This window comes from Amycolatopsis sp. MEPSY49 (genome assembly GCF_051337345.1).
Classification (GTDB): Bacteria; Actinomycetota; Actinomycetes; order Mycobacteriales; family Pseudonocardiaceae; genus Amycolatopsis.
This window is the reverse complement of the sequence record NZ_JBDLYJ010000009.1, coordinates 88,963-115,085: the sequence shown is the minus strand read 5'-3', so window position 1 is coordinate 115,085 and position 26,123 is coordinate 88,963. Positions and strand designations below refer to the sequence as shown.

20 protein-coding genes and 2 pseudogenes are annotated in these 26,123 nt (G+C 71.5%); 15 read left to right on the top strand and 7 right to left on the bottom strand.

Annotated features, from left to right (window positions below; genetic code table 11):
- Nucleotides 1-35: 35 nt before the first annotated feature.
- Nucleotides 36-1,811, bottom strand: a pseudogene (locus ABFJ78_RS33730) (TIM barrel protein); the annotation flags it as partial.
- Nucleotides 1,812-1,878: 67 nt separating this feature from the next.
- Entirely contained in the window at nt 1,879-2,763 is an 885-nt protein-coding gene (locus ABFJ78_RS33725; protein ID WP_436390947.1) for a shikimate dehydrogenase, read from the bottom strand.
- A 374-nt stretch (nt 2,764-3,137) separates the two neighbouring features.
- On the opposite strand from ABFJ78_RS33725, the gene ABFJ78_RS33720 reads away from it, so the two are divergent.
- The gene (locus tag ABFJ78_RS33720; protein WP_436390945.1) at nt 3,138-4,577 is read left to right on the top strand and encodes an alpha/beta hydrolase domain-containing protein; all 1,440 of its coding nucleotides are present in this window, start codon (nt 3,138-3,140) and stop codon (nt 4,575-4,577) included.
- Here the strand turns inward: ABFJ78_RS33720 and ABFJ78_RS33715 are convergent.
- The 4 genes and pseudogenes from ABFJ78_RS33715 to eboE all read right to left on the bottom strand — a co-directional run bounded on the left by ABFJ78_RS33715 (nt 4,489) and on the right by eboE (nt 7,502).
- Complete coding sequence (locus tag ABFJ78_RS33715) at nt 4,489-5,124, bottom strand: amidohydrolase family protein (protein ID WP_436390943.1); 636 nt, start codon at nt 5,122-5,124, stop codon at nt 4,489-4,491. The genes ABFJ78_RS33720 and ABFJ78_RS33715 overlap by 89 nt on opposite strands.
- Nucleotides 5,024-5,536 (bottom strand): annotated as a pseudogene (locus ABFJ78_RS33710) (CGNR zinc finger domain-containing protein); the annotation flags it as partial. The gene ABFJ78_RS33715 and the pseudogene ABFJ78_RS33710, both read right to left, overlap by 101 nt.
- Before the next feature lie 23 nt (nt 5,537-5,559).
- On the bottom strand, nt 5,560-6,255 hold the full coding sequence (locus ABFJ78_RS33705) for a helix-turn-helix domain-containing protein (RefSeq protein ID WP_436390941.1): 696 nt from the start codon (nt 6,253-6,255) through the stop codon (nt 5,560-5,562).
- A 32-nt stretch (nt 6,256-6,287) separates the two neighbouring features.
- Nucleotides 6,288-7,502, bottom strand: a complete 1,215-nt coding sequence (eboE, locus tag ABFJ78_RS33700) for a metabolite traffic protein EboE (RefSeq protein WP_436390940.1) — start codon at nt 7,500-7,502, stop codon at nt 6,288-6,290.
- A 237-nt stretch (nt 7,503-7,739) separates the two neighbouring features.
- On the opposite strand from eboE, the gene ABFJ78_RS33695 reads away from it, so the two are divergent.
- From ABFJ78_RS33695 to ABFJ78_RS33635, 13 genes are all read left to right on the top strand, one after another.
- Nucleotides 7,740-8,801, top strand: a complete 1,062-nt coding sequence (locus ABFJ78_RS33695; protein ID WP_436390939.1) for a 2,3-butanediol dehydrogenase — start codon at nt 7,740-7,742, stop codon at nt 8,799-8,801.
- Nucleotides 8,802-8,919: 118 nt separating this feature from the next.
- Nucleotides 8,920-9,993: an ABC transporter permease gene (locus ABFJ78_RS33690; RefSeq protein WP_436390938.1), complete on the top strand. Its 1,074-nt coding sequence runs from the start codon at nt 8,920-8,922 to the stop codon at nt 9,991-9,993.
- Between the two features lie 11 nt (nt 9,994-10,004).
- On the top strand, nt 10,005-11,114 hold the full coding sequence (locus tag ABFJ78_RS33685; RefSeq protein WP_436390937.1) for a substrate-binding domain-containing protein: 1,110 nt from the start codon (nt 10,005-10,007) through the stop codon (nt 11,112-11,114).
- Between the two features lie 12 nt (nt 11,115-11,126).
- Nucleotides 11,127-13,607, top strand: coding sequence for an ATP-binding cassette domain-containing protein (locus tag ABFJ78_RS33680; RefSeq protein ID WP_436390935.1), 2,481 nt, complete (start codon nt 11,127-11,129; stop codon nt 13,605-13,607).
- A gap of 19 nt (nt 13,608-13,626) precedes the next feature.
- Nucleotides 13,627-14,697: an SDR family oxidoreductase gene (locus ABFJ78_RS33675; protein WP_436390933.1), complete on the top strand. Its 1,071-nt coding sequence runs from the start codon at nt 13,627-13,629 to the stop codon at nt 14,695-14,697.
- Complete coding sequence (locus tag ABFJ78_RS33670) at nt 14,694-15,473, top strand: SDR family NAD(P)-dependent oxidoreductase (RefSeq protein WP_436390931.1); 780 nt, start codon at nt 14,694-14,696, stop codon at nt 15,471-15,473. Before ABFJ78_RS33675 ends, ABFJ78_RS33670 begins: the two co-directional genes overlap by 4 nt.
- A 56-nt stretch (nt 15,474-15,529) precedes the next feature.
- A complete protein-coding gene (locus ABFJ78_RS33665) occupies nt 15,530-16,915 on the top strand; it encodes a M24 family metallopeptidase (RefSeq protein ID WP_436390929.1) in 1,386 nt (461 codons plus the stop codon).
- Entirely contained in the window at nt 16,912-17,976 is a 1,065-nt protein-coding gene (locus tag ABFJ78_RS33660) for a thiamine pyrophosphate-dependent dehydrogenase E1 component subunit alpha (RefSeq protein WP_436390927.1), read from the top strand. Before ABFJ78_RS33665 ends, ABFJ78_RS33660 begins: the two co-directional genes overlap by 4 nt.
- On the top strand, nt 17,964-18,938 hold the full coding sequence (locus ABFJ78_RS33655) for an alpha-ketoacid dehydrogenase subunit beta (protein WP_436390925.1): 975 nt from the start codon (nt 17,964-17,966) through the stop codon (nt 18,936-18,938). Before ABFJ78_RS33660 ends, ABFJ78_RS33655 begins: the two co-directional genes overlap by 13 nt.
- The gene (locus ABFJ78_RS33650; RefSeq protein WP_436390923.1) at nt 18,935-19,492 is read left to right on the top strand and encodes a hypothetical protein; all 558 of its coding nucleotides are present in this window, start codon (nt 18,935-18,937) and stop codon (nt 19,490-19,492) included. The genes ABFJ78_RS33655 and ABFJ78_RS33650 overlap by 4 nt, the downstream gene beginning before the upstream one ends.
- A complete protein-coding gene (locus ABFJ78_RS33645; protein WP_436390921.1) occupies nt 19,489-20,469 on the top strand; it encodes a zinc-dependent alcohol dehydrogenase in 981 nt (326 codons plus the stop codon). The genes ABFJ78_RS33650 and ABFJ78_RS33645 overlap by 4 nt, the downstream gene beginning before the upstream one ends.
- The gene (locus ABFJ78_RS33640; protein WP_436390919.1) at nt 20,466-21,512 is read left to right on the top strand and encodes a zinc-dependent alcohol dehydrogenase; all 1,047 of its coding nucleotides are present in this window, start codon (nt 20,466-20,468) and stop codon (nt 21,510-21,512) included. Before ABFJ78_RS33645 ends, ABFJ78_RS33640 begins: the two co-directional genes overlap by 4 nt.
- Entirely contained in the window at nt 21,509-22,363 is an 855-nt protein-coding gene (locus ABFJ78_RS33635) for an NAD(P)-dependent oxidoreductase (RefSeq protein ID WP_436390917.1), read from the top strand. The genes ABFJ78_RS33640 and ABFJ78_RS33635 overlap by 4 nt, the downstream gene beginning before the upstream one ends.
- An 8-nt stretch (nt 22,364-22,371) precedes the next feature.
- Here the strand turns inward: ABFJ78_RS33635 and ABFJ78_RS33630 are convergent, their stop codons facing one another.
- Nucleotides 22,372-24,012: an FAD-dependent oxidoreductase gene (locus ABFJ78_RS33630; protein WP_436390915.1), complete on the bottom strand. Its 1,641-nt coding sequence runs from the start codon at nt 24,010-24,012 to the stop codon at nt 22,372-22,374.
- 84 nt (nt 24,013-24,096) lie between these two features.
- Here ABFJ78_RS33630 and ABFJ78_RS33625 point away from each other — a divergent pair, with 84 nt between their 5' ends.
- Nucleotides 24,097-25,797 carry a sigma-54-dependent Fis family transcriptional regulator gene (locus ABFJ78_RS33625; RefSeq protein WP_436390913.1) on the top strand — a complete coding sequence of 567 codons (1,701 nt, stop codon included), beginning with the start codon at nt 24,097-24,099 and terminating at the stop codon, nt 25,795-25,797.
- The last annotated feature ends 326 nt before the right edge of the window (nt 25,798-26,123 follow it).

Genomic DNA, 26,123 nt, shown 5'->3' with positions numbered 1-26,123 from the left:
CCGTGGTCGTGGGCGTCCGCCGTCTCCCGGAGAGCGCTCAGCCGGCTGCGGCGGTGCGCGGCCATACGCACGGGGGTGTTGGCCGCGCCGTACCCGGCGTAGTCGTCGACGCGTTGCACCACTTCGAAGAACACTCTCGAGCCGACGATCTCGGTGTAGAAGTGCAGGTACTCGCCGTGCTCGTCGCGGTCGTAGAGCACGGAGTGCGCGCGCAGGGTGGCGAGCAGCTCGGCGGGCAGGGCGACGCGGGCGTCGAGGTCCTCGTAGTAGTTGTCCGGGATACGCAGCACACGTGCGCGGGCGGCCTTCGCGGCGGCGAAGATGTCGCTGGTGGTGAACGCGACGTGCTGGGGGTTGGGGACCGCGGGTGCCCAGTCGCCCCGGCGCAGTGGCGCGGTGTTGAGAGTGATCCGGACGTGGTGGGCCGGATCGCTCGCCGCCCGGCTGCGAATCAGCCCGAACGGCGCGGTCAGCTCGACGGTGTGGTCCGGTTCGAGCCCGAGCACCGATCGGTAGAACAGCGAGCTCTGGTCGAAGTCGTCGACCGACTCGGTGAGTGACACGTGGTCGGTACCGGTCAGCAGGGCCGAGGGAATCGCGTTGCCGGTGGGGACGAAGTCGTCCGGCCAGCCCTCGTTGCGGCAGAAGAAGATCTCCATGCCGTCGGGCGCGGCCACCGACGACAGGTCCGCCTCCTCGGGACGGCGCGCCCGGGGCAGCACGGGCGCGAGCAGGCGTTCGGCACGCCGGGCCGAACCGGCGGGGTCGCTGCTTTCCAGTGCCAGTGCGGAAATCATGGCCGTCCCCGGGGCGACCGTCCGTTGTGACCCGAGGTTCAGCAGGATTCTGGCCTCGCCCTGCTGCCACAGCTGGACGGGCTTGGAGCGGTGCTGTCCGGTGTGGGTGAACCCGAGCCTCGTCAGCGTGTGCGCCATCGCCGGGCCCGACACCTCGTCCACGGTGAGTTCGGTGAACACGTGGCCGCCGAGCAGGGATGCCGGCGGAAGGCCGCTCATCACGACGGACTCCTGCATGGCGAGCAGCGAGCGCATCGCGTCGACGGCCGCGTGCCACGGGTCGGTCTGGCGGTAGACGTCGTTGAACACCTCGAGCGACAGCGGGCCCGCGTAGCCGGTCGCGAGCACGTGGCCCGCGAAACCGGTGAGGTCGAACGAACCCTGCCCGGGGAACGACCGGTGATGCCGGCTCCACTCCCGCACGTCCATGACGAGGCGTGGGGCGTCCGCGAGTTGCAGGTGGAAGATCTTCTCCGCGGGCACGACGCGGATTCCCGCGGGATCGTCGCCGCGGGCGAGCACGTGGAAGCTGTCCAGGCACAGACCCAGCGCGGGGTGGTCGGCGCGGCGCACGATCCGCCAGGCGTGCTGGTAGGTGTCGACGAACCGACCCCAGGCCAGGGCCTCGTAGGCGATCCGCAGCCCGCGGGCCGCGGCCCGGTCGGCGAGCAGGTGCAGCTGTTCGGCGGCGAGGTCGTCGTCGTCCACCGCGTGCGGTGACGTGGACGAGCAGACCAGCAAGGTGTCCGTGCCCAGTTGCTCCAGCACGTCGAACTTCCGCTCGGCGCGGCGGAGATTGGTGGCGAGCACGTCCGGCGGTACGGCCTCGAAGTCGTGGAACGGCTGGTACAAGTCGATCGACAGGTCGAGCCGGGCGCATTCCTGGCGTACCCGACTCGGTGACCACGAGGACGCCACGAGGTCGTGTTCGAAGACTTCGATGCCGTGGAAGCCGGCCGCCGCGGCGGCGGACAGCTTGTCGTCGAGGGCACCCGACAGGCATGCCGTCGCGATGCCGAGGCGTCGCGTGCCGGCGGCGCCGGTGCTGCTGGATTCGGAAGACGAGGTCGCGCCGCGGCGCTCAACGGTGAGCATGGGCAGCCACCCTTCCTTGCGTGGTGAGCGAGTCGAAGTGACGCAGCATCCGCTCGACATCCGGCTCGAGACCGGTGAACAGACGGAAGGAGTCGGCTGCCTGGAACACCGCCATCCGGCCGCCGCCGAGCACCCGGCAGCCACGCGCCCGGGCCGCGATCAGCAACTCCGTGTCCAGTGGCCGGTAGACCACGTCGGCGACCCAGAGCTTCGGGTGGAGCAGGTCCGCGGGCAGCGGCAGGCCGGGATGTCCTTCCATGCCGGTCGGCGTCGCGTGGACGAGCCCGTCCGCGGCACGTGTCGCGTCGGCGAGCGCGGTCAGCGGTTCCGCCGTCGCCCGGCCCTCGCCGAACCGCGCGGTGAGCGAGGCGACCAGTGTCCCGGCGCGTTCGTGGTCGACATCGAACACCCGGAGTTCGCGCGCGCCCAGGGACAGCAGGGCGTGCGTGACCGCGGCCCCCGCGCCGCCCGCGCCGAGGACCACCACCTGCTCCAGTACCGCGTCCGGCAGGCCGGCCGTGAGACCACGGGCGAAGCCGGGCAGGTCCGTGTTGTGCCCGATGGCTTCCTGTCCGGTGAACACGACGGTGTTGACCGCGGCCAGCGCCGCCGCGTCGGGGGAGAGAGCATCGAGGTGGGCCGGCACGAGCTGCTTGACCGGGTGCGTGATGTTGAGTCCGTCGAACCCGGCCAGCCGAGCCGCGGCCACGACCTCGCCGACCGGAACGCCGAGTTCGTCCAGGTCCAGCAGGCGGTACTGGTAGGCCAGCCCGAACTTCCCGGCTTCACGCTCGTGCAGTGCCGGGCTCAGCGAGGTGCCGATACCCGCACCGATGAGACCGACGAGGAAACGGCCGTCTCGAGCTGTCACGTGGCCTCCTTGCCCGTGAACGTACTAGGTAGTACATATACGCCCCAGTGTCGGAACAGGGAAGGGTGCGGCCGCAGTGAGCGCTTCACTCGTTGCGGGCAAAGTGGTCGGGCGGTCCCGACTTCGGACCGGGAGACGCGTCCCGGACTGCCTCCCGGCGCGTTGAGACGATCGGGTGTATTGCGCCCGTGTCGGATTTCGTCCTATCGTTCGTCCCGTGGGTCGGTTCGCCGGGTCCACCTGGCGGACCTTCCTCGAGGTCCACAAAGGATCTTCCGGCGAGCGCTTCACCCGCACGTTCACCACCCGGGGGCGAGTACTTCTTCGACGCTCCAGCCGGCCCCGGTCCACCGGCGAGATCGAGGTGTTCCGAGATGCGCGTTTTCCTTGTCGCCGCGGCCCTTCTGGCCGGCCTGGCGACCGGTCCGATCGCGGCCACCGAATCGGCACCCGCGACCCCGCCCGCCGGCCCGGCGGTCGTGCCTTCGCCGGTGGTCACCGGGCCGATCCCGGCGAAGGCACCACCCGGTGACCCCTCCCACGACTACCCGTTCTTCGCCACCGACCAGAACCTCCGGGCGTACGGGTACGTCGAAGAGGAGTACTTCATCGATGGCACCGCCAACCGTTACACGACGCCGGACGGCGCCACCGGCACGGTCGTCGACGGCGGGCACGAGTACCGCACGAGAATCGTGGTCCGGCGCCCGATCTCACCGAAGAAGTTCAACGGCACCGCCGTCGTCGAGTGGTACAACGTGACCAACACGTTCGACTACGAGGTCGTGTGGAGCCGCTCGTTCCGGCACCTGCTGGAAGCCGGCTACGTCTGGGTCGGCGTCAGTGCCCAGGGCACCGGCGTCCACTCCCCACGCGGGCTCAAGGCGTGGAGCCCCGGCCGGTACGGCTCACTCGACCTGACCGACGGCGGCACGGTCACCGACGACGCGCTGTCCTACGACGTGTTCAGCCAGGCCGCACAGGCCCTGCGGCGTCCACGCGGCGCGAACCCAGTGCCGGGACTCGACGTACGGACGCTGATCGCGACCGGCCAGTCGCAGTCGGCGTCCCGGCTGACCACGTACGCGAACTCCGTCCACCCGATCGCACCGGTGTACGACGCCATCGCGATCGTCGACGGCGGCGTCGGACTGCGGACCGACCTGAGCACCAAAGTGTTCAAGACGGCCAGCGAGTACGACGTGCTCTCCGGCCAGGCCGCTCGCCGCCAGCCGGACACCGGCCGGTTCGTCTACTGGGAGATCGCGGGCGCGTCCCACTCCGACCGGCACGCCTACCTGGTGAACAACCCGGTCCGGCTCCGCGACGCGGGAGTGTCGGGCCTGCCGGCCGGGCCGACCGCGCCCTGTGTGGCGCCGGCCCGCAGCAACGTGCCCTACGAGTACGTGCTCGACGCGATGTTCGACCACATCGTCCGCTGGGTCGCCCGCGGTACCCGGCCACCCGCGGCCCCGCGGATCGAGGTGACCGACACCTCGACCAGGCCGGCCACCGCCGAGCGGGATGCCTATCAGATCATCAAGGGCGGTATCCGGCTCGCCGCGGTCGCCGCGCCGACCGAACGCAACACGGGCTGGAACACCGGCCTCACACCCGACCGCGACAGCGCCTGCGCGCAGGGCGGCACCTGGATCCCGTTCGACGACACCACCTTGCGCGAGCTCTACCCGACCCATGCGCAGTACGTCCGCGCGGTCCGCCAGGTCACGAACCAGAACGTCCGCGACGGCTACCTCGTCCAGGCGGATGCCGACGCCACCATCCGCGCCGCCGAAAGGGCTGATGTGCCATGAGCCGCCGCACCAACGACATTGCCGCCGGTCCGGATGGCCGCGCATCGGCGGCAGCGTGCGGGAACTCCGCCTGATGGTCAGAGGCCGAGCAGGCGGTGCGGAGTGGTGCCGAGGATCTGCTGACGGTCACCGGCGTCGGCGATGTGGCGGGCGAGCAGGTCGAGGAGCGGCGCGTAGTCGATGCGTTCAGGTCGTCGTGGGGGTACGGCTCGCGGGATGCTTTGGCCAGGCCGGAAAGCTTGACGAACGCCCGTCCGGTCTTTCCCCAGCGCAGCAGTTCGCGGAAGCCGGGGGTGTCGAGCCCCGCGGTTGGGTCCGGTCGGCCGCAGTGGTCGACGAGGATGCGGGTACCGGAGGACTCGAGCACCGGGGTGAGCTCGAGAAGCTGGTTTCCCGTCTGGTTCCCGGTGTCATCACGAAAGGCCGTCCTTGAACGCTCGCTGGTGCGCCTTTTTCGCCCGGTTGCCGCACGTCGCCATGGAGCACCAGCGGCGGTTGCGCGGCCGGCTGAAGTCCGCGAACAGAGCTCGGCAACCCGGATCGGCACAGGTGCGGATCGGGTGGCCGCCGCCGAGGGTCTCGACGGCGTCGACCGCGACCAGGGCCAGCGCCGCGTGCACCGGCCGGTCGGCCGGGAAGACCCAGCCGGCGCGGCCGTGGTCCAGCACCCGGGTCGCGCTGCTCCGGGCGGCCCACCGGTTCAGCAGGGCCTCGTCGCACGCGGTGGGCAGCTCGCCGGCGGCGACGGCGGTACCGGCGCGGTAGATCACCTCGCGCAGCTCATGAGCCGGTGTCAGCAGCTCGTCGCCGGCGGCCACGGGAGTGGCGAGCAGGCCGGCGGCGTCGAGCCAGCGCAGCAGGTCGGCTTCCGTGGCGAGCCGATCCACGGGCCGGGCACCACGCTCCCGGACCGTGGCGGTGAAGGCGAAGCAGAGTGGCGGGGAAGCCGCATCGGACACCGGGCACTCCTGGATCCGAACCGTCAGTGGGCGGCCTTCCGGCCGTGGACGAACCACACCGCTTCGACCGGGACGTCGCCCCGGTTGGTCAGGCGGTGCGGGGTCGTGGAGTCGAACGCGATCGAGTCGCCCGCGTGCAGCTCGTAGGTCTCGAACGCGAGCGCGACCTCGAGCGTGCCGCTGAGGATGTAGCCGTACTCGATCCCGGAGTGGCGGGTCAGTTTCTCGTCGGGCACCGAGCTGCCGCCCACTTCGTAGCGCACGCGCAGGAAGTCGACGGAACTGTCGTGGATCGGGGACAGCTGCTCCCAGACGACTCCGGTGTCCAGCACCAGCTGACGGCGTTCGCCGGGACGCAGCATCGGGCTCGCCTGGTCCGCCTGCTCCTCGTTGAGCTTCGCCAAGGCACCGTGGAAGCTGTGCTTTTCCGGGACCGCGACCGGCGCCGCGGCCGCGCCGGCGCTGCTGAACAGCTCGTCGATGGAGACGTTCAAGGCACTGCACATCGAGTACAACGTCGCCACCGACGGCTGCGACTTGTTGTTCTCGATCTGGGAGACGAACGCGGCCGAGACGCCGAGGTCGCGCGCGAACTGCCGCAGCGAGAGCCCGGCCGCCTGCCGGCGGGCGCGCAGCTGCTCGCCGATGTTCGCGGCCGCCGGGTGCTCGGCTGCCGCGTCGTTCTTCCCCGCCACGTCGTGCTCCTCCCCATCGGTCAACGCTGTTCACTGTAACTTGACGCCGCCTCGGGTCAAGCCGCCGGGTCGCCGGCGAGCCGGTCCCGGACGAACTCCAGCTCCCGGACCACGTAGTCGGTGATGTCGCCGGTCTTGAGGTCGTCGGGCAGCACGTCCCACGTGTAGGTCTCGATCTCGAGGTGGGTCGACTGCGGCTGTGTGCGGTGCCGGTCCAGTGCCTGTTCGACGGCGAACCTCGTGGTGCGGAACGGGCCCAGGTCGTCCAGGAACACCGGGACGTGGAAGTGGGTGCGCCATTCGCGCGGCCCGCCCGGGTCCCGCTGCCAGGCGGCGATCGCGTCGGTGAGGTTCAGGTACCGCTTGAGAGTCCCGTCGCGGATCTCGGACGTTTGGCTCAGGTAGATGGTGTGGGTGAAGCGTTCGAGTTCGCGGACGACGTCGCCGGTCACCTCGGGGACCCAGAGTGCGGCGGCCTGCTGGAGCTTGAAGATCGGCACGCCGGCCTCGGCGAGCAGGTCGAGCGAGGCCGGGATGTCGTCGAATTCCACGGCCTGGTGGCCGATGTCGAACACGATCCCGGCGTGGCGGCGCACCGCCCCGTAGGCTTCCGCCAGCGGCAGGTCCGCGAGCCCGGCGAGCGTCTCGGCGGCGGCGCGGGAGTACAGCCGCGAGGTGAAGTAGCGGACGGTCTCCTCGATGGTTTCGAGGAAGCAGAACGGTTCGGGCTCGAGGGCGAGCTTCACGCGGCGCCCGGTGCGGCGTTCCAGCCGGACGAGGTGGGCCACCACCCGCAGTACGTTGCGGGTGAACAGTTCCACGTACGGTTCGCCGGTGACCTTGGGCCGGTACGCCAGCGGCACCGTCTGGATCGTCGGCTCGACACCGTCCGCGGCGATGTCGGCGAGCACGTCGGCCACGCGCGTCGTGTAGGTGACGCGGTCTTCCGTGCTCCAGTCCGGTTCGTACACGTTCTCCATCACCGAACGGCCCTTGAACGGCCCGTGCGGGAACGCGTTCACGGTGTAGACGTACAGATCGTTCTCGGCCAGGTACCGCTTCACCTTCTCCCGCGCGGCGACGTCCCCCGCGAGCTCGTCGGCGGAGGCACCGGACAGCCGGAGTGAGACGCCGAACGGCGCGTCGGGGGACACCCGGCGCTTCACCTCGGGCAAGTAGGTCGTGAGGCTGGTGCTCATCTCGTCCCAGGTGTCGCCGGGATGCACGAGCGTCGAGTAGGTCAGGTGGCCCAGCCGGGATCCGAGGTCCATGCGTCTCCTCCGTGCGTTTGCCAGCAGTGAACAGCGCTGGGTTGCGTGATGTCAAGCTCAAACTGCCGGTGACCTCGCGCTTTGCAGAATTTGCCGGTCCGGTCTTGACTCCCGAGAACCCGCACTGTTCACTGTTGCTGCACAACGGCGTCGGACGGGGTTGACCCGGGTCACCAGACGCCCCGTCCGCGCCCGGAACACGGCTGCGGGCCTCGGTACGGGTACGAGGAGAGAAGCATGCGCGCCGCGGTTTTCCACGACAAGCACGACATCCGGGTCGAAGACGTGCCCGAACCCGCCGGCGTCGGGGCGCGCGAGGTGCGCGTCCGGCCGGCCCTGTGCGGGATCTGCGGCACCGACCTGCACGAGTACGCCGCCGGGCCGATCGTCATCCCCACGAGCCCGCACCCGCTCTCCCGTGCGTCGGCCCCGCAGGTCCTCGGACACGAGTTTTCGGGGCAGGTGCTGGAGATCGGGGCCGACGTCACCGGTGTCCGCGTCGGCGACCGGGTCGCGGTGATGCCGCTGATCTACTGTGGACACTGTTACTACTGCCGCCGCGGGCTCAACCACCTCTGCCCGGAGATGGCGTGCACGGGGCTCAGCTGGCACGGCGGCGGGATCAGCGAACAGGTGGTGGTCCCGGACTACCAGATCGCCGTGCTGCCCGAGTCGGTCACGGACGTGCAGGGCGCCCTCGTCGAGCCCGCCGCGGTCGCCGCGTACGGCGTCGACCGCACCGGCTTCCGCCCCGGGGACACCATCCTCGTCACCGGTGCGGGTCCGATCGGCGGTCTCGCCGCGCTGTACGCCCACGCGGCCGGGGCGGCACAGGTGATCGTCAGCGAGCCCAACCCCCGGCGGCGGGCCCTGCTCGACGCCTTCGGCATCGCCACCGTGCTCGACCCGCTGGCCGAGGACGTGCCGGCGGTGGTCCGCGCCCTCACCGGCGGGGTCGGCGCCGACGTCGCGGCCGAGTGCTCGGGCTCGGAGGCCGGGCTCGCCGCGGCGCTGGGCGGGCTCCGGTCGCACGGCACGGCGACCCAGGTCGGCTTGCACGTCCGGCCCGCGACGATCGACCCGATGGCCTTGTCACAGCGCGACCTGAGCCTGGTCGGCACGTGGTGCTACCCGGTCTACGACTTCCCGCGGATCATTTCGCTCATCGGCACCGGCCGCTTCCCGGTCGAGCGCGTGCTGACCGAGGTGATCGACGTGGCCGACGTCGTGCCGCGCGGGTTCGACCGGCTGCTCGACCCCGACGGCGACGCGCAGAAGCTGCTGGTGAAGGTCGGCTGAACCCACGCCGCGGGGAGACGCCCGCGGCCGCCCATTCCCGAGTGTCCACCCGATCCACTGTGGACACGATTCGTCCTGCCCGCGAACCGGTGCGAACGAGCACCCGAGGAGCACTGCGATGAGCGACACGACAGGGGTTTCCGTGATGGTCACCGAGCCATCCCCGGCTCCGGGGACCGCGAAGCCGCCCGGACGGCCCGGCCCGTTCCGGCGCACGACGCCGGTGCGTGCCTCGCGCGGATTGGTCACGATCCTGGTCGCGACCCTGCTGCTGTTCCTCGTCAGCCTGGTGCTGCAGCCGGAGAGCCTCGGCCGCAGCTCGCTGCAGGGCATGCTGCCCTTCGCGGCCGTGCTGGCCGTGGTCGCGCTCGGGCAGACGCTGGTCGTGCAGCAGGCCGGGATCGACCTGTCGGTGCCGGGCACGGTGTCCCTCAGTGTCATCATCGTGACGCACTACCCCAACGGGGACAACGGAAAACTGTTCCCGGCGATCCTGCTCGCCTACGGCGCGGCACTGGCCGCGGGGCTGCTCAACGGGCTCGTCGTCAGCCGGCTGGGCATGTCCGCGATCGTGACGTCGCTGGGGACGAACGCGCTGCTCTACGCCGTGGTGCTGGGGGTGTCCGGCGGATCGCCGGCGAGCACCACGGCCGCGCTGCACGCGATGGCCACCGGCCGGTTCCTCGGCGTGCCGTACTCGGTCTGGTTCGCCGCGGTGCTCGTCGCGGCGACCGGGTTCGTGATGAAGCGCATGGTGGCCGGACGCCGGTTCGAGGCGGTCGGCGACAACCCGGCCGCCGCGGGGCTGGCGGGGCTACGCGTGCGTCGACACCAGCTCGGCGCGTACGTGGGCGCGTCGCTGCTCTACGGCACCGCGGGCATCCTGCTCGCCGGAGTCGTGACGACGCCGGGGGCGTTCCAGGGCGACTCGCTGCTGCTGCCGTCGGTCGCGGCCGTGGTGCTCGGCGGGACGTCGCTGCTCGGGGGGAAGGGCAGCCCGGTCGCGAGCGCGGTCGCGGCGCTGTTCCTGAGCCAGCTCGACCAGTTCGTGCTGACCCTCGGGGTCAGCGCCGCGACGAACAACATCGTCCAGGCGGTCGCGCTCGGCGCGGGCGTCGCCGTCTACACCGTCGACTGGGCTGTCGTGCGCGGGTGGTTCCGCCGCGGTCCCGCAGCCCGGACCCAGCACTAGGAAGGTTCCCCATGTCCCCCAGCTCTGTGCGCCGGACACTGCTGTCCTGCGCGGTCGCGGCCACCCTCGTCACCGGTGGCTGCGCGGTCGGCGACGACGGCTCCGGCAGCGGACAGGCCGGCAAGCCGGCGAGCGCGAACGGGCCGTCGTGGTGCGGCTCGAAGCAGGTTTCGCTGGCGCTGGCCGACGGTTTCGGCGACAACAACTGGCGCAAGGTGACCGCCGCCGAGGCCAAGGCCGAAGTCGCTCAGTGCGCCAGCGTCACGTCGTTCACCTACACCGACGGTCAGGGCAACACGCAGAAGGCGATCTCCGACATCCAGGGCCTGGTGGCCAAGGGGACGCAGGCGATCGTGGTGTTCCCGGACGCGGGCCAGGCCGTGCTGCCCGCACTGCGCAGCGCGCACAAAGCCGGCGTGGTGACCGTTCCGTACCGGGTCAACCCCGGTGGCACGCCCGGCCAGGACTACGACACGTTCGTCAGCACCAACTTCGAACAGGCCGGTGTGCTGTGGGCCAAGTGGCTGGTGAAAGCCCTGAACGGCAAGGGGAAGGTCCTCAACCTCGGCGGCCCGCCCGCGAACTCGCAGAGCCTCGACGAATACAAGGGCATGCAGAGCGTGCTCAAGGACTACCCGGACATCCAGTTCGTCGGCACCACGCCGTACGAGGTGACCAACTGGGACGCCGCGCAGACGCAGAAGGTGATCACCGCCGCGCTGGCGAAGAACCCGGAGATCGACGCCATCACCACGGACTTCGGCGCCGCGCTGGCCAGCTCGTTCTCCGCGTTCGCCCAGGCCGGGCGGAAGATCCCGGCGATCGCCACCGAGGACGCCAACCAGCTCGCCTGCAACTGGCAGCAGCAGAAGGACGCCGGCAGCGGGTTCCCCCTGTTCACGGTCTCCTCGCAGAACGCCATGTCCCGGCTGGCGATCGACGTCGCGGTCGCCAAGGCCACCGGTGGCGTGGTGCCGCAGACCATCGTCTACCCGCAGTCGCCGTTCGAGGACTCGATCACCGGCCAGCCGCACCCGGTCACCTGCGACAAGGAGCTGCCGTCGGACGCCTTCGTGTCCAGCTCCCTGTCCAAGTCCGACCAGATCGCCGCCCTGAAGTAGAGGAAGCAGACCATGACCGAGGTTCCGGCGCTGAGCCTCTCCGGCGTCTCCAAGCACTACGGCCCCGTCCGGGCGCTGTCCGACGTGTCGCTCGACGTCGTCGGCGGACGCGTGCACGCGCTGCTGGGCGAAAACGGCGCGGGCAAGTCGACGTTGATGGGCATCGCCTCCGGCGCCGTCCGGCCCGACGAAGGCCGGATCACCGTCGCCGGCGAACCGGTCCCCGTCCTGACCGCGGACCAGGCGAGCCGGCTCGGCATCGCGATCGTGCACCAGCACCCGGCCGTGCTGCCCGACTTGACGGTCGCGGAGAACATCCGGCTCGCCGTGCCGGCCGAGCGGCTGCCCGCGGGCGATCCGAAGGTGTGGATGGCCGAACTGCTGCGGCGGGTCGGCTCCGACCTGCGGCTGCAGGACCGGGTGGACGACCTCGGCGTCGCGCAGAAGCAGCTGCTGGAGCTGGCGAAGGCCATCGCGCTCGAGCCCAAGGTGCTGATCCTCGACGAGCCGACCGCCCCACTCGGCCCCGAGCAGACGGAGGTCCTCTTCGAGCAGGTGCGCCGGGCGACCGCGCGCGGGACCGCGGTCGTCTACATCACCCACCGGCTCGCCGAGGTGCGGGAGATCGCCGACGAGGTGACCGTGCTGCGCGACGGCCGGGCGCGCGGCCAGGCGAACGTCGCCGACCTGACCGACGAAGAGATGCTCCGGATGATCGTCGGCCGGGAACTGGCGTCGACGTTCCCCGCCAAGCACCCCGACCCGGCGGCCGCGAAAGTGGCCCTGGAAGTCGACGGCCTGTCCGGCGCCGGCTTCCACGACGCGCGGCTGGTCGCGCACCACGGGGAGATCGTCGGACTCGCGGGCATCGTCGGCAACGGCCAGAGCGAGTTCCTGCGTGCGCTCGCCGGACTGCGGCCCGCCACCGGGCGGATCGAGCTCGACGGCGAGCGGCTCGGCGGCCGCGCCCTGGTCGGGGCGACGGCCTACATGCCGGCCGACCGGCACACCGAAGGCCTGTTGCCCGCGATGTCGGTCCGGGAGAACGCCGCGGTCGGCGCGTTGCCGTCGTTCGCTCGCGGGGGAGTGGTCGCGGCCGGCCGGGAACGCTCCGGCGTGGAGGCCGAGCTCGCCAAGCTGTCGGTGAAGACGGCCTCACCGGAAACGAACGTGATGGCCCTCTCCGGCGGCAACCAGCAGAAGGTGGTGCTGGCGCGCGCCCTGCTCGCCGCACCGCGGCTGTTGCTGGCCGACGAGCCGACTCAGGGCGTCGACGTCGGGGCGCGCGCCGAGATCTACACGATCATGCGCGACGTGGCCGCCTCGGGCGTGCCGGTGGTCGTCGTGTCCTCCGACGCCAAGGAACTGGAAGGCCTGTGCGACCGCGTCGTGGTGTTCTCGCGCGGCCACGTCGTCGCCGAGCTGACCGGCGAGGACGTCACCGAGGAGAAGATCACCGGCGCGGTCGTCAACGCCACGACGCATCGTCAGGAGACGCCCACCGCGAAGGCGGCACCGGTCAAGGCGACACGCCTGCGTGACCTCGCCAAGGGCGACTACGCGCCCAGCCTGGTGCTGGCGCTGGTGATCCTGGCCCTGGGCGCGTACACCTTCGCGCACAACGCCCGGTTCCTCGCCCCGTTCAACGTCACCTCACTGCTGACCCTGCTCACCGCGCTGGCCTTCATCAGCCTGGGCCAGACGATCGCCATCATGACCGGCGGCATCGACCTCTCGGTCGGCCCGCTCGCCGGGCTGCTCGTGGTCATCGCCTCGTTCTTCGTGACCGACGGCGCGTCCCCGGTCGTGGTCGCACTGGCGTTCGTGATCATGCTCACGGTGGCCGTGGTGTCCGGGCTGCTGAACGGCGTCCTGGTCCGGTTCGGCGGGTTCACCGCCGTCGCCGCGACCCTGACCCTCTACATCGGACTGCAGGGGATTTCCCTGCTGCTGCGGCCCTTCCAGGGCGGGTTCATCAGCGCCTCGGTCACCGACGTCGTCACGGCGTCCGTCGGGTTCGTGCCCATCGCGTTCATCGTGGCCGTGGTGGTCGCCGTCGCGCTGGAGCTGGCACTGCGGTTCACCCGATGGGGGCACGGGCTGCGGGCCGCCGGGTCGAACGAGGGATCGGCGCGCCGGCTCGGGCTCAAGGTCGACCGGATCCACGTGCTCGCCTACGTCGGGTGCGCGGTGCTCACCTTCTTCGGCGCGCTGCTGCTGATGGCCCAGATCGGCGTCGGCGACCCGACCCAAGGAGTGAGCTACACACTTTCCAGCATCACCGCCGTCGTGCTCGGTGGCGCCAGCCTCGCCGGTGGGCGCGGGTCGTTCATCGGGACGCTGCTGGGCGCCACACTCATCCAGGAAGTGCTCAACGCCACGACGTTCCTGAACCTGAACCAGAGCTGGCAGTACTTCTTCCAGGGCGTCCTGATCCTCATCGCGGCCGCGATCTACACCCGGGTGCGCCGCCGCACCCCGGCCCTCGCCTGAACCGAAAAGGAAAGAGAACGTGAGCGAATCAGCACTCGTCGTCGGGGTCACCGGGATCGCCGGGGCCGCGGTGGCCGCACGGCTGGCCGAACGCGGCTGGGCGGTCACCGGGGTCTCCCGGAGCCCGGCCGGCCTCGCCGGGGTCAGGTCGGTGCGGGTGGACCTCGAGGACCGGGCTGCCCTGGACGCGGCACTCGCGGACGTCGCACCGACGCACGTGTTCCTCACCGCGTGGTCGCGGCGTCCGACCGAAGCCGAGAACATCGAAGTCAACGCGGGCATCGTGCGCAACGTGCTGGCGGCCGCCGGGAGCAGCGCCCGGCACGTCGCCCTGATGACGGGGCTCAAGCACTACCTCGGTCCCTTCGAGGCGTACGCGGCCGGGGCCATGCCGGACACGCCGTTCCACGAGGACGAGGCCCGGCTGGACGTGCCGAACTTCTACTACGCCCAGGAAGACGAGCTCTTCGCGGCCGCCGAGCGGCACGGCTTCACCTGGAGCGTGCACCGCGCGCACACGGTGATCGGGCACGCCGTGGGCAACGCCATGAACATGGGCATGACCCTGGCCGTCTACGCGGAGATCTGCCGGGAGACCGGCCGCGAGTTCCGCTTCCCCGGCTCGGAGACCCAGTGGAACGGGCTCACCGACATGACCGACGCCGGCCTGCTCGCCGACCAGATGATCTGGGCCGCGACCACGGCCGGCGTCCGCAACGAAGCGTTCAACATCGCCAACGGGGACGTGTTCCGCTGGCGGTGGATGTGGCCGCGGATCGCCGCGATGCTCGGGGTCACCCCGGCCGGGTTCGACGGCAAGCCGGCACCGCTGGAGCAGCAGATGCTCGACGCGGCCCCGGTGTGGCGCCGGATCGCCGAGCGCCACGGGCTGCGCGAGGCCGACATCGGCCGGGTCGCGTCCTGGTGGCACACCGACAGCGATCTCGGCAGGCCCATCGAGTGCCTGACCGACATGAGCAAGAGCCGCAAGGCGGGCTTCACCGGCTACACCAGCACGGTGGACGCGTTCGCGCGGCTCTTCGAGACGCTGCGCGCGGAACGCGTCATCCCGGCCGGAGCCCGGTCGTGACCGCCCGGCTGGCCGGCCGGACGGTCCTGGTCACCGGCGCGGGCCGCGGGATCGGCGCGGCGCTGGCCCGGGGAATGGCGCAGGAGGGCGCCGCCCTGGTCGTCACCGACCGGGACGAACCCGAAGCCGCCGCCGTGGCCGGGTCCATTCGCGACAGTGGCGGCCGCGCCGTGCACGCGCGGGTCGACGTCACCGACCGCGCCGAGGTCCGCGCCGCGATCGCGCTCGCCGCGGCGGAGTTCGGCCGCCTGGACGCGTACTTCAACAACGCCGGGTTCAACGAGCCGGAGAAGTTCCTCGACATCACCGAGCCGGTGTGGGACCGGATCTTCCGGGTGAACGCCTTCGGGGTCGTGGTGGGCAGCCAGGAGGCCGCCCGCCAGTTCCTCCGGCAGGGCACCGGCGGCAAGATCGTGAACACCGCCTCGATCGCCGGACGGCAGGGCTTCGCCAGCTTCGCGCCGTACTGCGCGAGCAAGGCCGCCGTGATCTCGCTGACCCAGGCCGCCGCCCGGGCACTGGCCGGACACCGCATCACCGTCAACGCGTTCTCGCCCGGCGTGGTGCGGACTCCCTTGTGGGACAAGCTCGACCGCGACCTCGAGCGGATCGGCGAGGGGGATTCCGGGTTCGACGCGCTGGCCGGCGACATCCTCCTCGGCCGCGCGGCCGAACCCGAGGACCTCGTCCCCACGGCCGTGTTCCTCGCCGGCCCGGACTCCGACTACATCACCGGCCAGGTGATCCCCATCGAGGGCGGGATGGTCCTCGTCTGAGCGGGCCCGCGCCCGTCATCGACCCCGGCGGTTCCCGCCGCAGGAAAGGAAAGCACATGCCGATCGCCACCTTCGGGACGAACGCCGTCGACTGGGAGAACCGGATCGACCACGACCGCCTGCGCACGCAGCGGCTGCAGCGCCTGCGCGAGCAGCTCGACAAGTCGAGCCTCGGCGCCGTCCTCGCGTTCGACTTCACGAACATCCGCTACATGTCCGCCACCCACATCGGCACCTGGGCCATGGACAAGCTCATCCGGTTCTCGCTGCTGACGCGCGCGAGCGATCCGATCGTCTGGGACTTCGGTTCGGCGGCCAAGCACCACCAGCTGTACAACCCGTGGCTGGCGACCACCACCGCGGAGGCGGACGCCGACCCGCACGCGCCGCACCACGGCGCCGTGCGGCCGCGCGCGGAGTCCGGGGCGCGGGCCGGGATCTCGACCCTGCGCGGCGCGTTCCACCCCGACGCCGGCATCGCCGACGCGGTGGCGGCCAAGATCAAGCGGGAGCTGGAGAAGTTCGGCCTGCTGGGCGAGCCGCTCGGCGTCGACGTGATCGAGCTGCCGATCCTGGCCGCCCTGCAGCGCGCGGGAGTGACGGTCACCGACGGGCAGCAGGTCTTCATGGAGGCCCGCCGGGTCAAGACGGCCGACGAGATCTCGCTGCTCACCCAGGCCTGTTCGATGGTCGACGCGGCCTACGACGACCTGTACCGGTTCCTGCGGCCCGGCGTGCGTGAGAACGAGTGCGTCGGACTGGTGTCGAAGTCGCTCTACGACCTCGGTTCCGAGTACGTCGAAGGCGTCAACGCGATCTCCGGCGAACGCTGCTCGCCGCACCCGCACGTCTTCTCCGACCGGCTGATCCGGCCCGGCGACCCCGCGTTCTTCGACATCCTGCACAGCCACCAGGGCTACCGCACCTGCTACTACCGCACGTTCGCCGTCGGCTCGGCCAGCAGCGCCCAGCGCGACGCCTACGTACGGGCACGCGAATACATGGACCGCGCCATCGCGCTCGTCCGCCCCGGCGCCACGACCGCGGACATCGTCTCGGTGTGGCCGACCGCCCGGGAGTTCGGGTTCCCCGACGAGGAAGCCGCGTTCGGCCTCCAGTACGGCCACGGCGTCGGACTGTCCATCTGGGAGAAGCCGATCTTCTCCCGGCTCGTCTCGCTGGAGCACCCGGAGACCCTCGAGGTCGGGAACGTGTTCGCGCTCGAGACGTACTGGCCTTCGGCCGACGGCATCGGCGCGGCGCGGATCGAGGAGGAGCTCGTGGTGACCCCGGACGGCTGCGAGGTGATCACCAAGTTCCCGGCCGAGGAGCTGTTGATCGCCGGACCGCGCTACATCGCCGTGAACGGCGTCCTGCCGACCGCGCGGGAAGCGCAGTCGCACCTGAACACGCCCGCGGGCCGCGGGGAGGCCATCGCATGACATTGCCGTTGCAGCAACACCCCTACGGCGAGCACCCCGTGGTGCTCCCGCCGCTGGAGAACCGCGACCTGGACCGCGCCGACATCCCGCCCGAGACCCGCCGATCGTTGTACCGGCGGCTGCAAGAGCTACGTCAGTTCGAGAAGCGCGCGTACGACCTGTTCATGCGCAACCTGGTCAAGGGCACAAGTCACCTGTCGCTCGGGATGGAGGCGATCTCGGCCGGGTTCGGTGAGGCGATGCGGGCCGACGACTACACGTTCGCCACCTACCGCGGCCACGCCCACACGCTCTCCCGCGGCGTGCCGATGGCCCCCGTGCTGGCCGAGCTGATGGGCCGCTCCAGCGGCCTGCTCGGCGGCAAGGGCGGTTCGATGCACCTGACCAGCGTCGAACACGGCATGCTCGGCTCGTACGCGATCATCGGCGCGCACCTGGTGATCGCCAACGGCGCGGCCCTGTCGGCGCAGCTTCGGGGCACCGGGCAGGTGGCCGTGTGCTTCTTCGGTGACGGCACCACGAACATCGGCGCCTTCCACGAGGCGCTGAACTTCGCCGCGGTGTACGCGCTGCCGGTCGTGTTCGTCTGCGAGAACAACCTCTACATGGAGTACACCGCGATCGCCGACATCACGGCGGTCACCCGGCCCGCCGCCGACCGCGCGGCCGCTTACGGGCTCGAGGCGCGCACGGTCGACGGCAACGACGTCGACGCCGTCTACCTGGCGGCCCGGGAGGTGCTCGCCCACGCCCGCTCGGGCGAAGGCCCGTGCCTGCTGGAGGCGACGACCTACCGGCACGGCGGCCACTCCCGGGCCGATCCGGGCAAGTACCGGCCGGACAAGGAGGTGGCGGCGTGGCTCGACTACGACCCGATCACCTTGTACCGCGGCCGCCTCACCCGCGTCGGCGTGCCGGAGTCCGAACTGGCCGCCATCGACGCGCGGGTGGCCGCCGCGGTCGACGAGGCGACCGAAATCGCGCAGAACGCCCCCGAACCCGACGGTTCGGCGGCACTGACGGACGTGTGGGCCGACGGAGGATCGTCATGGCGGAACTGACCTACCGCGCGGCCGTCGCCCGCGGCATCGCGCAGGAGATGCGCCGCGACGAGCGGGTACTGCTGCTCGGGGAAGACATCGCCGGCGCGGGCGGGGTCTTCAAGACCACGCCGGGCCTGCTGGAGGAGTTCGGGCCGCGGCGGGTGATCGACACCCCGATCGCCGAGCAGGCGATCCTCGGCGCGGCGATGGGTGCCGCGATGACCGGGCTGCGGCCGGTCGCCGAGATCATGTTCTCCGACTTCTTCGCCGTCGCCTGGGACATCGTGGTGAACCAGATCGCGAAGACGCGGTACATGACCAACGGCCAGGTGACGCTGCCGCTGGTGATCAAGACCGGCAACGGCGGGAATCTGCGCTTCGGCGCGCAGCACTCGCAGTCGATCGAGAACTGGGCGATGGCGGTGCCCGGCCTCAAGGTCGTCACGCCGTCGACCCCGCGCGACGTCGTCGGGCTGATGGCCGCGGCGGTGCGCTCGGAGGATCCGGTGCTCTTCTTCGAGCACAAGGGCATGTACGCCGGCAAGGGCGACGTGCCGGACGGCGAGATCGTCGACAGCCTCGGCACCGCCGTGGTCCGGCGGCCCGGGGCCGACGCGACCGTGCTGGCCCTGGGTCTCATGGTGCCCCGGGCCGTCGAAGCCGCCGAAGCTCTGGCCGCGGAGGGCATCGACCTCGAGGTGATCGACGTGCGCTCACTCGTCCCGCTGGACACGCGCACGATCCTCGGCTCGGTGGCGCGCACCGGGCGGCTCTTCACCGTCGAGGAAAATCCGCAGCTGCTCGGCTGGGGCGCGGAAATCGTCTCCCTGGCCGCCGACGAGGTGTTCTGGGACCTCGACGCGCCCCCGGTCCGCATCACGACCCCGCACGTGCCCTTGCCGTCGGCCGCGGCCTTGGAGGATTCGGTGATCCCGAGCGTGGACCGCATCGTGCAGACGATCCGCAAGAGGCTCGGATGAGCGTGACCACGCCCTACCCACGGCCCGCCACCCCGCGCGGTGGCCCGTGGTCCCCGGCCGTGCGGCGGCTGCTGCACGAGCGCCGCGCCGACCCCGCCCGGTTCGACATCGGCCCGCACCGGCTCACCGCGCGCATCCTGACCGCGTTGCTGGACGCGCGGCCCACCGCGACCGGGGCCGCGGCTCCGACCGCCGTGCACCACGCCGCGGCCGTGGTCCCCGACGTGCCGCCGGACCGGCTGGCGGCGTTGCTCGGCGCCGCCGTCGCGCGGGCCTGGTCCGAAGCAGGTCCATCGCCGCGGATCGTCGTCGGCTCGGTGTCCGGGATCCGGACGGCCCCGGCCGCGGCGCCCGGCGAGAGCGTGCTCGCCGCCGGGGTGCCCGCCCTCGACGTCGTGCCCGTGCGCCTGCCGGACGGCCAGCCCGCGCTGGCGTGGCGCACGCGCGTCCCGCTGACGCTGGTGGCCCCGGCCGACCTCGACGGCGCGGCGCTGCTGCGCGCGATCGCCGACCAGCTGGCCGATTCACCCGACGAGAGGGGAGTTCGACGATGAAAGCACTGAGGTTCACGGCCGCGGGCACCCTGTCCGTCGACGACCTCGAAGTGCCGCGGATCGCCGCCGACGAGGTGCTCGTCGCCGCCCGGTCCGTCGGCATCTGCCACTCCGACATCGAGTTGCTCGAAGGCCGCTACATCATCCCGTTCAGCTACCCGATCATCCCCGGCCACGAGTGGTCGGGGGAGATCGTCGAGACCGGCGCCGCGGTGACGGACCTGGCCGTCGGCGACCGCGTGGTGGGGGAGTGCGTCATCGGCGACGACCACTTCGGCTTCTCGCTGAGCGGGGCCGCGGCGGAGTTCTTCGTGGCGAAACCGGCCTGGCTGCACCGGCTGCCCGACTCGTTGTCCTTCACCGACGGCGCTCTCGTCGAACCGTTCAGCTGCGGGTACAACGCGCTCGTGAAAGCCGGCAACGTCAACGCGAGCGACACCGTGGTGGTGTTCGGGGCCGGGCCGATCGGCCTCGGTGTCACGGCCGGGGCGGCGGCGATGGGCGCGCGCACCATCACGGTCGAGCCGGCGGCCGGGCGTGGTGAAGCGGCGCGGAAGCTGGGCGCCGAACTGGTCCTCGACCCGACCGCGGCGCCCATCACCGACCAGGTGGCCGAGGCGACCGGTGGCAGGGGCGGCACCGTGGTCGTCGAGGCGACCGGCCGGACGTCCGTGATGGCCGACGCGCTCGAGGTCGCCGCCCACCGCGCCCGGGTCGTGTACGTCGGCATCGACGTCGGCGGCAGCGCACCGGCGAAACTGGGCCTGCTGCAGTCGAAGGAACTGAGCGTGCGGGGCATCGCCGGATCACCCGGCGTCTGGCCGGACACGCTCCGGTTCATGCACCGCGCGGGCATCGACCTCGCAGATCTGGTGACCAGCCGGTTCCCGGTCGACCGAGCGGCCGAGGCGATCGCCGCGTCCCGCGACACGGCGAAGAACATCAAGGTGCACCTCGAGTTCGGGGCGACCCGATGAGCGGAACCATGCGGGCGGCCGTCTACCACGGCCGCCGGGACGTCCGGATCGAAGAGGTGCCCGTGCCGCGGGCTCGCGACGGCGAGGTGCTGCTCGCGGTCCGGCGCAGCGGGATCTGCGGCTCGGACGCCACCGAGTGGGCCGCGGGACCGAAGATGGTGCCGCTCACCCGGCGCCACCCCGGCAGCGGGCACCTCGGCCCGATGGTCATCGGCCACGAGTTCGTCGGCGAGGTCGTCGAGAGCGCGGGCGGGTTCGCGGCGGGAGACCTGGTGGCCTCCGGGGCCGGTGTCTCTTGTGGACAGTGCGACCGCTGTCGCGAGGGCCGCACCAACCTCTGCCGCGGCTACTACACGCTGGGCCTGAACGCACCGGGCGGGCTCGCCGAGTACGTCGCGGCTCCGGCGAGCACCCTCCGGCGGATTCCCGGCGGAGTGTCGCTCGACCACGCCGGACTGGCCCAGCCGCTCGCCGTCGGCCTGCACGCCGCTCGACGCGCGGGCGTCCGGTCCGGCGACTCCGTGGTCGTCATCGGCGCCGGTGCCATCGGCTCGTTCGTCCTCGCCGGACTCCGGCACCTGTACGACGCCGAGGTCACGGTGATCGACTTCGCCGGCGACAAACTGGAGCGCGCGAAGCGGCTGGGCGCGGCGCGCACGGTCGACGCCGCCGACGACGTCGTCGAGACCGTGCGCGGGGCCGATGTGGTGATCGAGGCGAGCGGCGCGCCCGGGCAGTTCGAGAACGCGGTCCGGATGGTCACCGACGGCGGCCGGGTCCTGGCCGTCGGGCTGCCGAAGCAGGCGCCGGTGGTCGACCTGTTCGGCCTGGTCCTGCGGGAGATCACCGTCGAGTCCACCGTCGCGCACGTGTGCGGCGAGGACTTGGCCCCGGCACTGGACATCCTCGCCGCCGGAGTGCTCGGCGGCGAGCTGCTCGACTCCGTGATCGGCCTGGACGAGCTGACCGATCGCGGACTCGTCCGGCTGGCCGCCGGGGGAGTGGACGGCAAGGTCCTCATCGATCCGGGGAGGCGCTCGTGAAGGTCGCTGTGCTGGGACTGGGCGCGATGGGCTCCCAGCTGCTGCTGCGCCTGATCGACCAGGGCGTGGACATCACCGGCTGGAACCGCGACGCCCGGCGGGCGGAGCGGGCCGGCATCCCGGGGCGGTTCCTCGCGGGCTCGGCCCGAGAGGCCGTGGCCGGGGCCGAGGTGGTGATCACCATGCTCGCCGACGGCCCGGCCGTGCGCGCGGTCCTCGGCGACGTCGCCGACGTGCTCGGCGAGGGCGCGCTCGTCCTCGACATGAGCACGTCCGGCCCCGCGATCTCCTGTGAGGTCGCGGAGACGCTGGCCGGGCGGCGGGTCCGGTTCGCCGAGGCACCGGTGTCGGGCTCGGTCGGCGCGGCCCGCGGCGGGACGTTGACGGTGCTGTTCGGCGGCGCCGCGGAAGACCTCGCCGCGGCCGAGCCGGTCCTGCGCCACCTGGGCAAGAAGACGATCCCGCTCGGGCCCGTGGGCGCCGCCTCCACGTTCAAGCTCTGCCTGAACGCGTTGCTGCACACCTTCAACGCCACCCTCGCCGAGGTGCTGGGGGCCGCGACGCGCGCGGGCATCGACCTGCGCACGGCGTACGACACGATCGGCGAGTCCGTGATCGCCGCGCCGTTCGTGCACTACAAGCGGGACGCCTTCCTGGCGGACGGCATGCCGCCGGTGGCCTTCGCCGTCGACCTGGTGCGCAAGGACCTCGAGCTGTTCCTCGCCGCGGTCACCGACCCGGGACGCGACGCCCCGACGGTCGGTACCGCCGCCGGTGTCGTGCGGCGTGCCCAAGAGGCGGGCCTCGGCTCCGAGGACATGGCCACCCTCGCTCGGCTTTACCGACCATGACGGACCGCTCACGCGCCGTTGACGGCGTGGGCGGCCCGGTAGGCGAACGCGATGATCGGCCCGAGGGTCGCGCCACCCGCCCAGTAGGCGCGCCCCGACGCGGAGGCAACGCAGTTGCCGACGCCGTAGAGGCCGGGGATCGGGGCGCCGAGGTCGTCCAGCACCCGCCCGTCCGGATCGGTGCGCGGGCCGCCCTTGGTGTCCAGCGTGCCGCCGGTGACCAATGCGGCGTAGTACGGCCCGGACGTGCTGATCGGCCACATGGTCGGGTTCGCACGGCCGGGCTCGTCCTTCACCGGGCCGTTGAACACCAGCTGGATGGCGGTCTCGCCGCGGCCGAAGTCCTCGTCTTTGCCGTTCTCCGCGAACGCGTTGAACCGGTCGATCGTCCCCGGCAGGTTCGCGGCGAAGTCGTCGGCGAGGGTGAAGCCGCCGGTCTCGGCGGCGAGGGAGGCGAGCCGCTCGCGGATCTTCGTGGTGAGTTCGTCGAGGGTCGGTGCCTCGATCACGTGCGCGTCGTCGGCACCCGGCGGGACGATCAGGCGGCCGTACTCGTCACTGGCGGAGTGGTCCTGGCTGCGCTGGTCCCAGAGCTGGACGAGCACCAGGTTCGGGTAGCTTCCGGTGGCCGGGTCCCAGTGGAAGAACGTCCGCGCGGCCTCGTTGTAGGGCAGCTTCTCGTTGGCGACGCGCACGCCGTGCCGGTTCACGAAAATCATCGAGTCGCCGGCCACGGAGAACATGCCGACCAGGTCGGGCCGCCCGACCTTCTCCAGCGGGACCGGGCACATCCAGGCGTGGTTCATGGTGCCGAGCTGCGTGCCCACGGTCGCCGCGATGCGCAGGAAGTCGCCCTCGTTGGTGATCGCCGCGCACCCCGGGTAAGCGGGCACGCCGAGGTGCTCGCGGCGCAGCTGGTCGTCGTGGGTGAAGCCGCCGGTCGCGAAGACGACGCCCTTGCGCGCGAGCACCCGGACGGTGTCCCCGGCCGCGGTCGTGGCCTCGACCCCGGCGACGCGGCCGCCGTCGAGGACGAGCCGCTGGACCCGGTGTCCCGTGCGCACGTCGACGCCGTCGCGCTCGGCGGCTCCGGACAGCTGTTCGACCGCGCGCGCACCGCCGTCGGACATCGATTCCCGCGCGTCGGCGGGTACCAGCACGCGGCCGGTCGGCGCCTTGTCCTCCGGCAGCTCCGACCAGTAGTCCGGCACGTCCGGGCAGTGCCGGTAGGTCAGCGCCCCGCGTTCGGCGAGCAGCTCGGCGGCGGGGCTCGCGCTCGTGTGGATGGCGCGCACCATGCCGGCTTCCCACTCGGTCAGCCCGGCGGTCGGGCTGTCCGGGGCATACCGGGTCGGCTGGGAGAGACGCGCGACGTACCGGAGGAAGTCCTCAAACCGGTCCTCGATGCCGAGCGCGCGCATGGGCTCGTTGTCCGGTACCCAGTACCAGAACGCGGCCTTGCGGGCCGTGCCGCCGAGTTCGGGCGCCTTTTCCAGCAGGACCACCTCGTTGCCGAGCCACCGGCTGAACAACGCCGTGGGCAGACCGGCCCCACCGCCGCCGACGACGACCACATCGGTTTCGACGTCGGCGGAGGTGAGTGGCGCCGGCCGGGCAGTCTCCCGGCGAGGTACGGATTCTGTCGTCATGCCCCCACCTTGACGGGCCCGTGACGTGCGCGGTTGTCTCACAATGAGACAGGCAGTCCGGTGACCACAATGGAGTGACGGCGGATGGGCTACGAGATTGACACGCGTGACGGCGTCGCCCGGCTGCGTCGCGCCAGGGAACTCTTCCTGACCGACCGGATACTGCCGGAAGACCTCCCCTCGTGGCTGTCGGCGGCGTGGCGCCGGTCGTGTTTCGCCGAACTGGACGTCACCCGCGACCACGTGCCGGCCGTGCCCGTCTCGTTGGAGACCCCGCTGGTCCGCGCCGCGACCCCGGTACTGGCCAAGCTCGCCGGCGATCTGGCCGGGCTCGGCGCCGCGGTGGTGCTCAGCGACCGGCTCGCCCGCGTCGTCGGCTGCTGGGCCGACGAGGAAGCAGTGGGGGCGCACCTCGCCCGGATCGGCACCCGGCTGGGGGCGGACCTGTCGGAGCGCTCCACCGGGACGAACGGGATCAGCCACGTCCTGGCCACGGGCGGTCCGTGCGTGATCGGCGGCCCCGAGCACCTTTTCGAGCTGTACCAGCACACCGTGTGCGCGGGCGCTCCCGTGACCGACCCGGTCACCCGGAAGGTCGCCGGCGCGGTCGCGGTGGTGTGCGAGCTCGACGCGCCGCTGCGGGTGCTGCACGCGATCACGACCACGGCGACCGGGGCGATCGAGCGCGAGCTGGTGCACGCCGCGTCGGCGCACGAGCACCGTTTGCTCGAGGCGTACCTGCGAGCTGGGCCCGCCCGGCATCCGATCGCCGTGCTGGACGGTCGGACCAGGCTGGTCAGCGCTGCCGCGGCGGGCTTGCTGCGGCCCCACGACATCGAGACGTTGGAGTCCTACGCGATCGAGGCGGCTCGGGACGGCGCGTTGCCCACGACCGAACTGGTCTTGGACGATGGGGTGAAGGTCCACCTCCACCCCACGTTGCCAGGCGACAGCCGGGGCGTGCTGGTCGTCGTGGAATCACCCCGGCCGCGTCCGGAACGCCGGCGCGCCAGGCTTTCGCTTTTCGCGGGCGCGGGGTTGTCCGGTGGGTCGCCGGCTTGGCGGTCGTTGGAGCGGTCCGTGGCGCGGGCCGGCACCCGGCCGATGTTGCTGGTCGGCGAACCGGGCGTGGGCAAGACCGAAGTGGCCTGCGCCGTACTCGGCGACCCCGTCGTGCTGGACGCGGCGGACGACGACGGCTGGCTGGAGGAGGTCGGGAAGGCGCTGGCACAACCTGCTCGTGCTGTGCTGCTGCGTCACGTCGAACGCCTGCGTCCCGGCCAAGCCGCTCGGCTCGCTTCTCTCCTCACCGAGGACCATCCCGGGCGGGTGATCGCGACGTTGACCACCGGTACCCGGTCAGCCTGCGCGGAGATGCTGCGCACCGGATGGGCGCCGGTCGAGATCCGGGTGCCCGGTCTGCGCGAGCGGACGGCCGACATCCCCGAGCTGGCGCGGCGGTTCGGCGGTGGCGTGCACCTCGCGCAGGACGCGCGCGAGGCCCTGCAGCGACACGATTGGCCGGGCAACCTCACCGAGTTGAAGGCCGTGATCGCGTCGGCCCGAGCGGAGGCCGCCGGACCGACCATCAGCGCACGCCACCTCCCGCGGCGGCTGCGTTCTTCCCGAGCGCACCCGGGCTTGACGGAGCTGGAGAAGGCTGAGCGGCAGGCCATCTCGGACGCGCTGCTCGCGGCGAACGGCAACCGGGTGCGGGCGGCGGCGTCGATCGGCATCGGCCGCGCGACGCTCTACCGCAAACTAGCGCGTTACGGGCTTGCCTGACCGTTCACCAGTGGCGCAACTCGAACTCGGAGTCGTGGCACCTGCGCTCAAGGTGGTCACCGCGGCAGGTGCGCTGAGTACCAGGCCGGCCTCACAAACACTCCTGCTGGAGCGACTGACGTCGGCTCGAAGTGACTCGAACGAAAACCGGAGGGTTCTGGTTCGAGTCCAGGCGGGGCGGCAAAGCCCAGGTCAAAGACTTGGGCTGTTTTGCTGCCCATGAGTAGGGACGATCTAGTGTCTATTTTGACGATCGCCCCATGATCGAGCTGCTACCGGTACTTGACTGCGGTCGATCCCCAGGTTCTCCACCTGGTGGCTGCGAA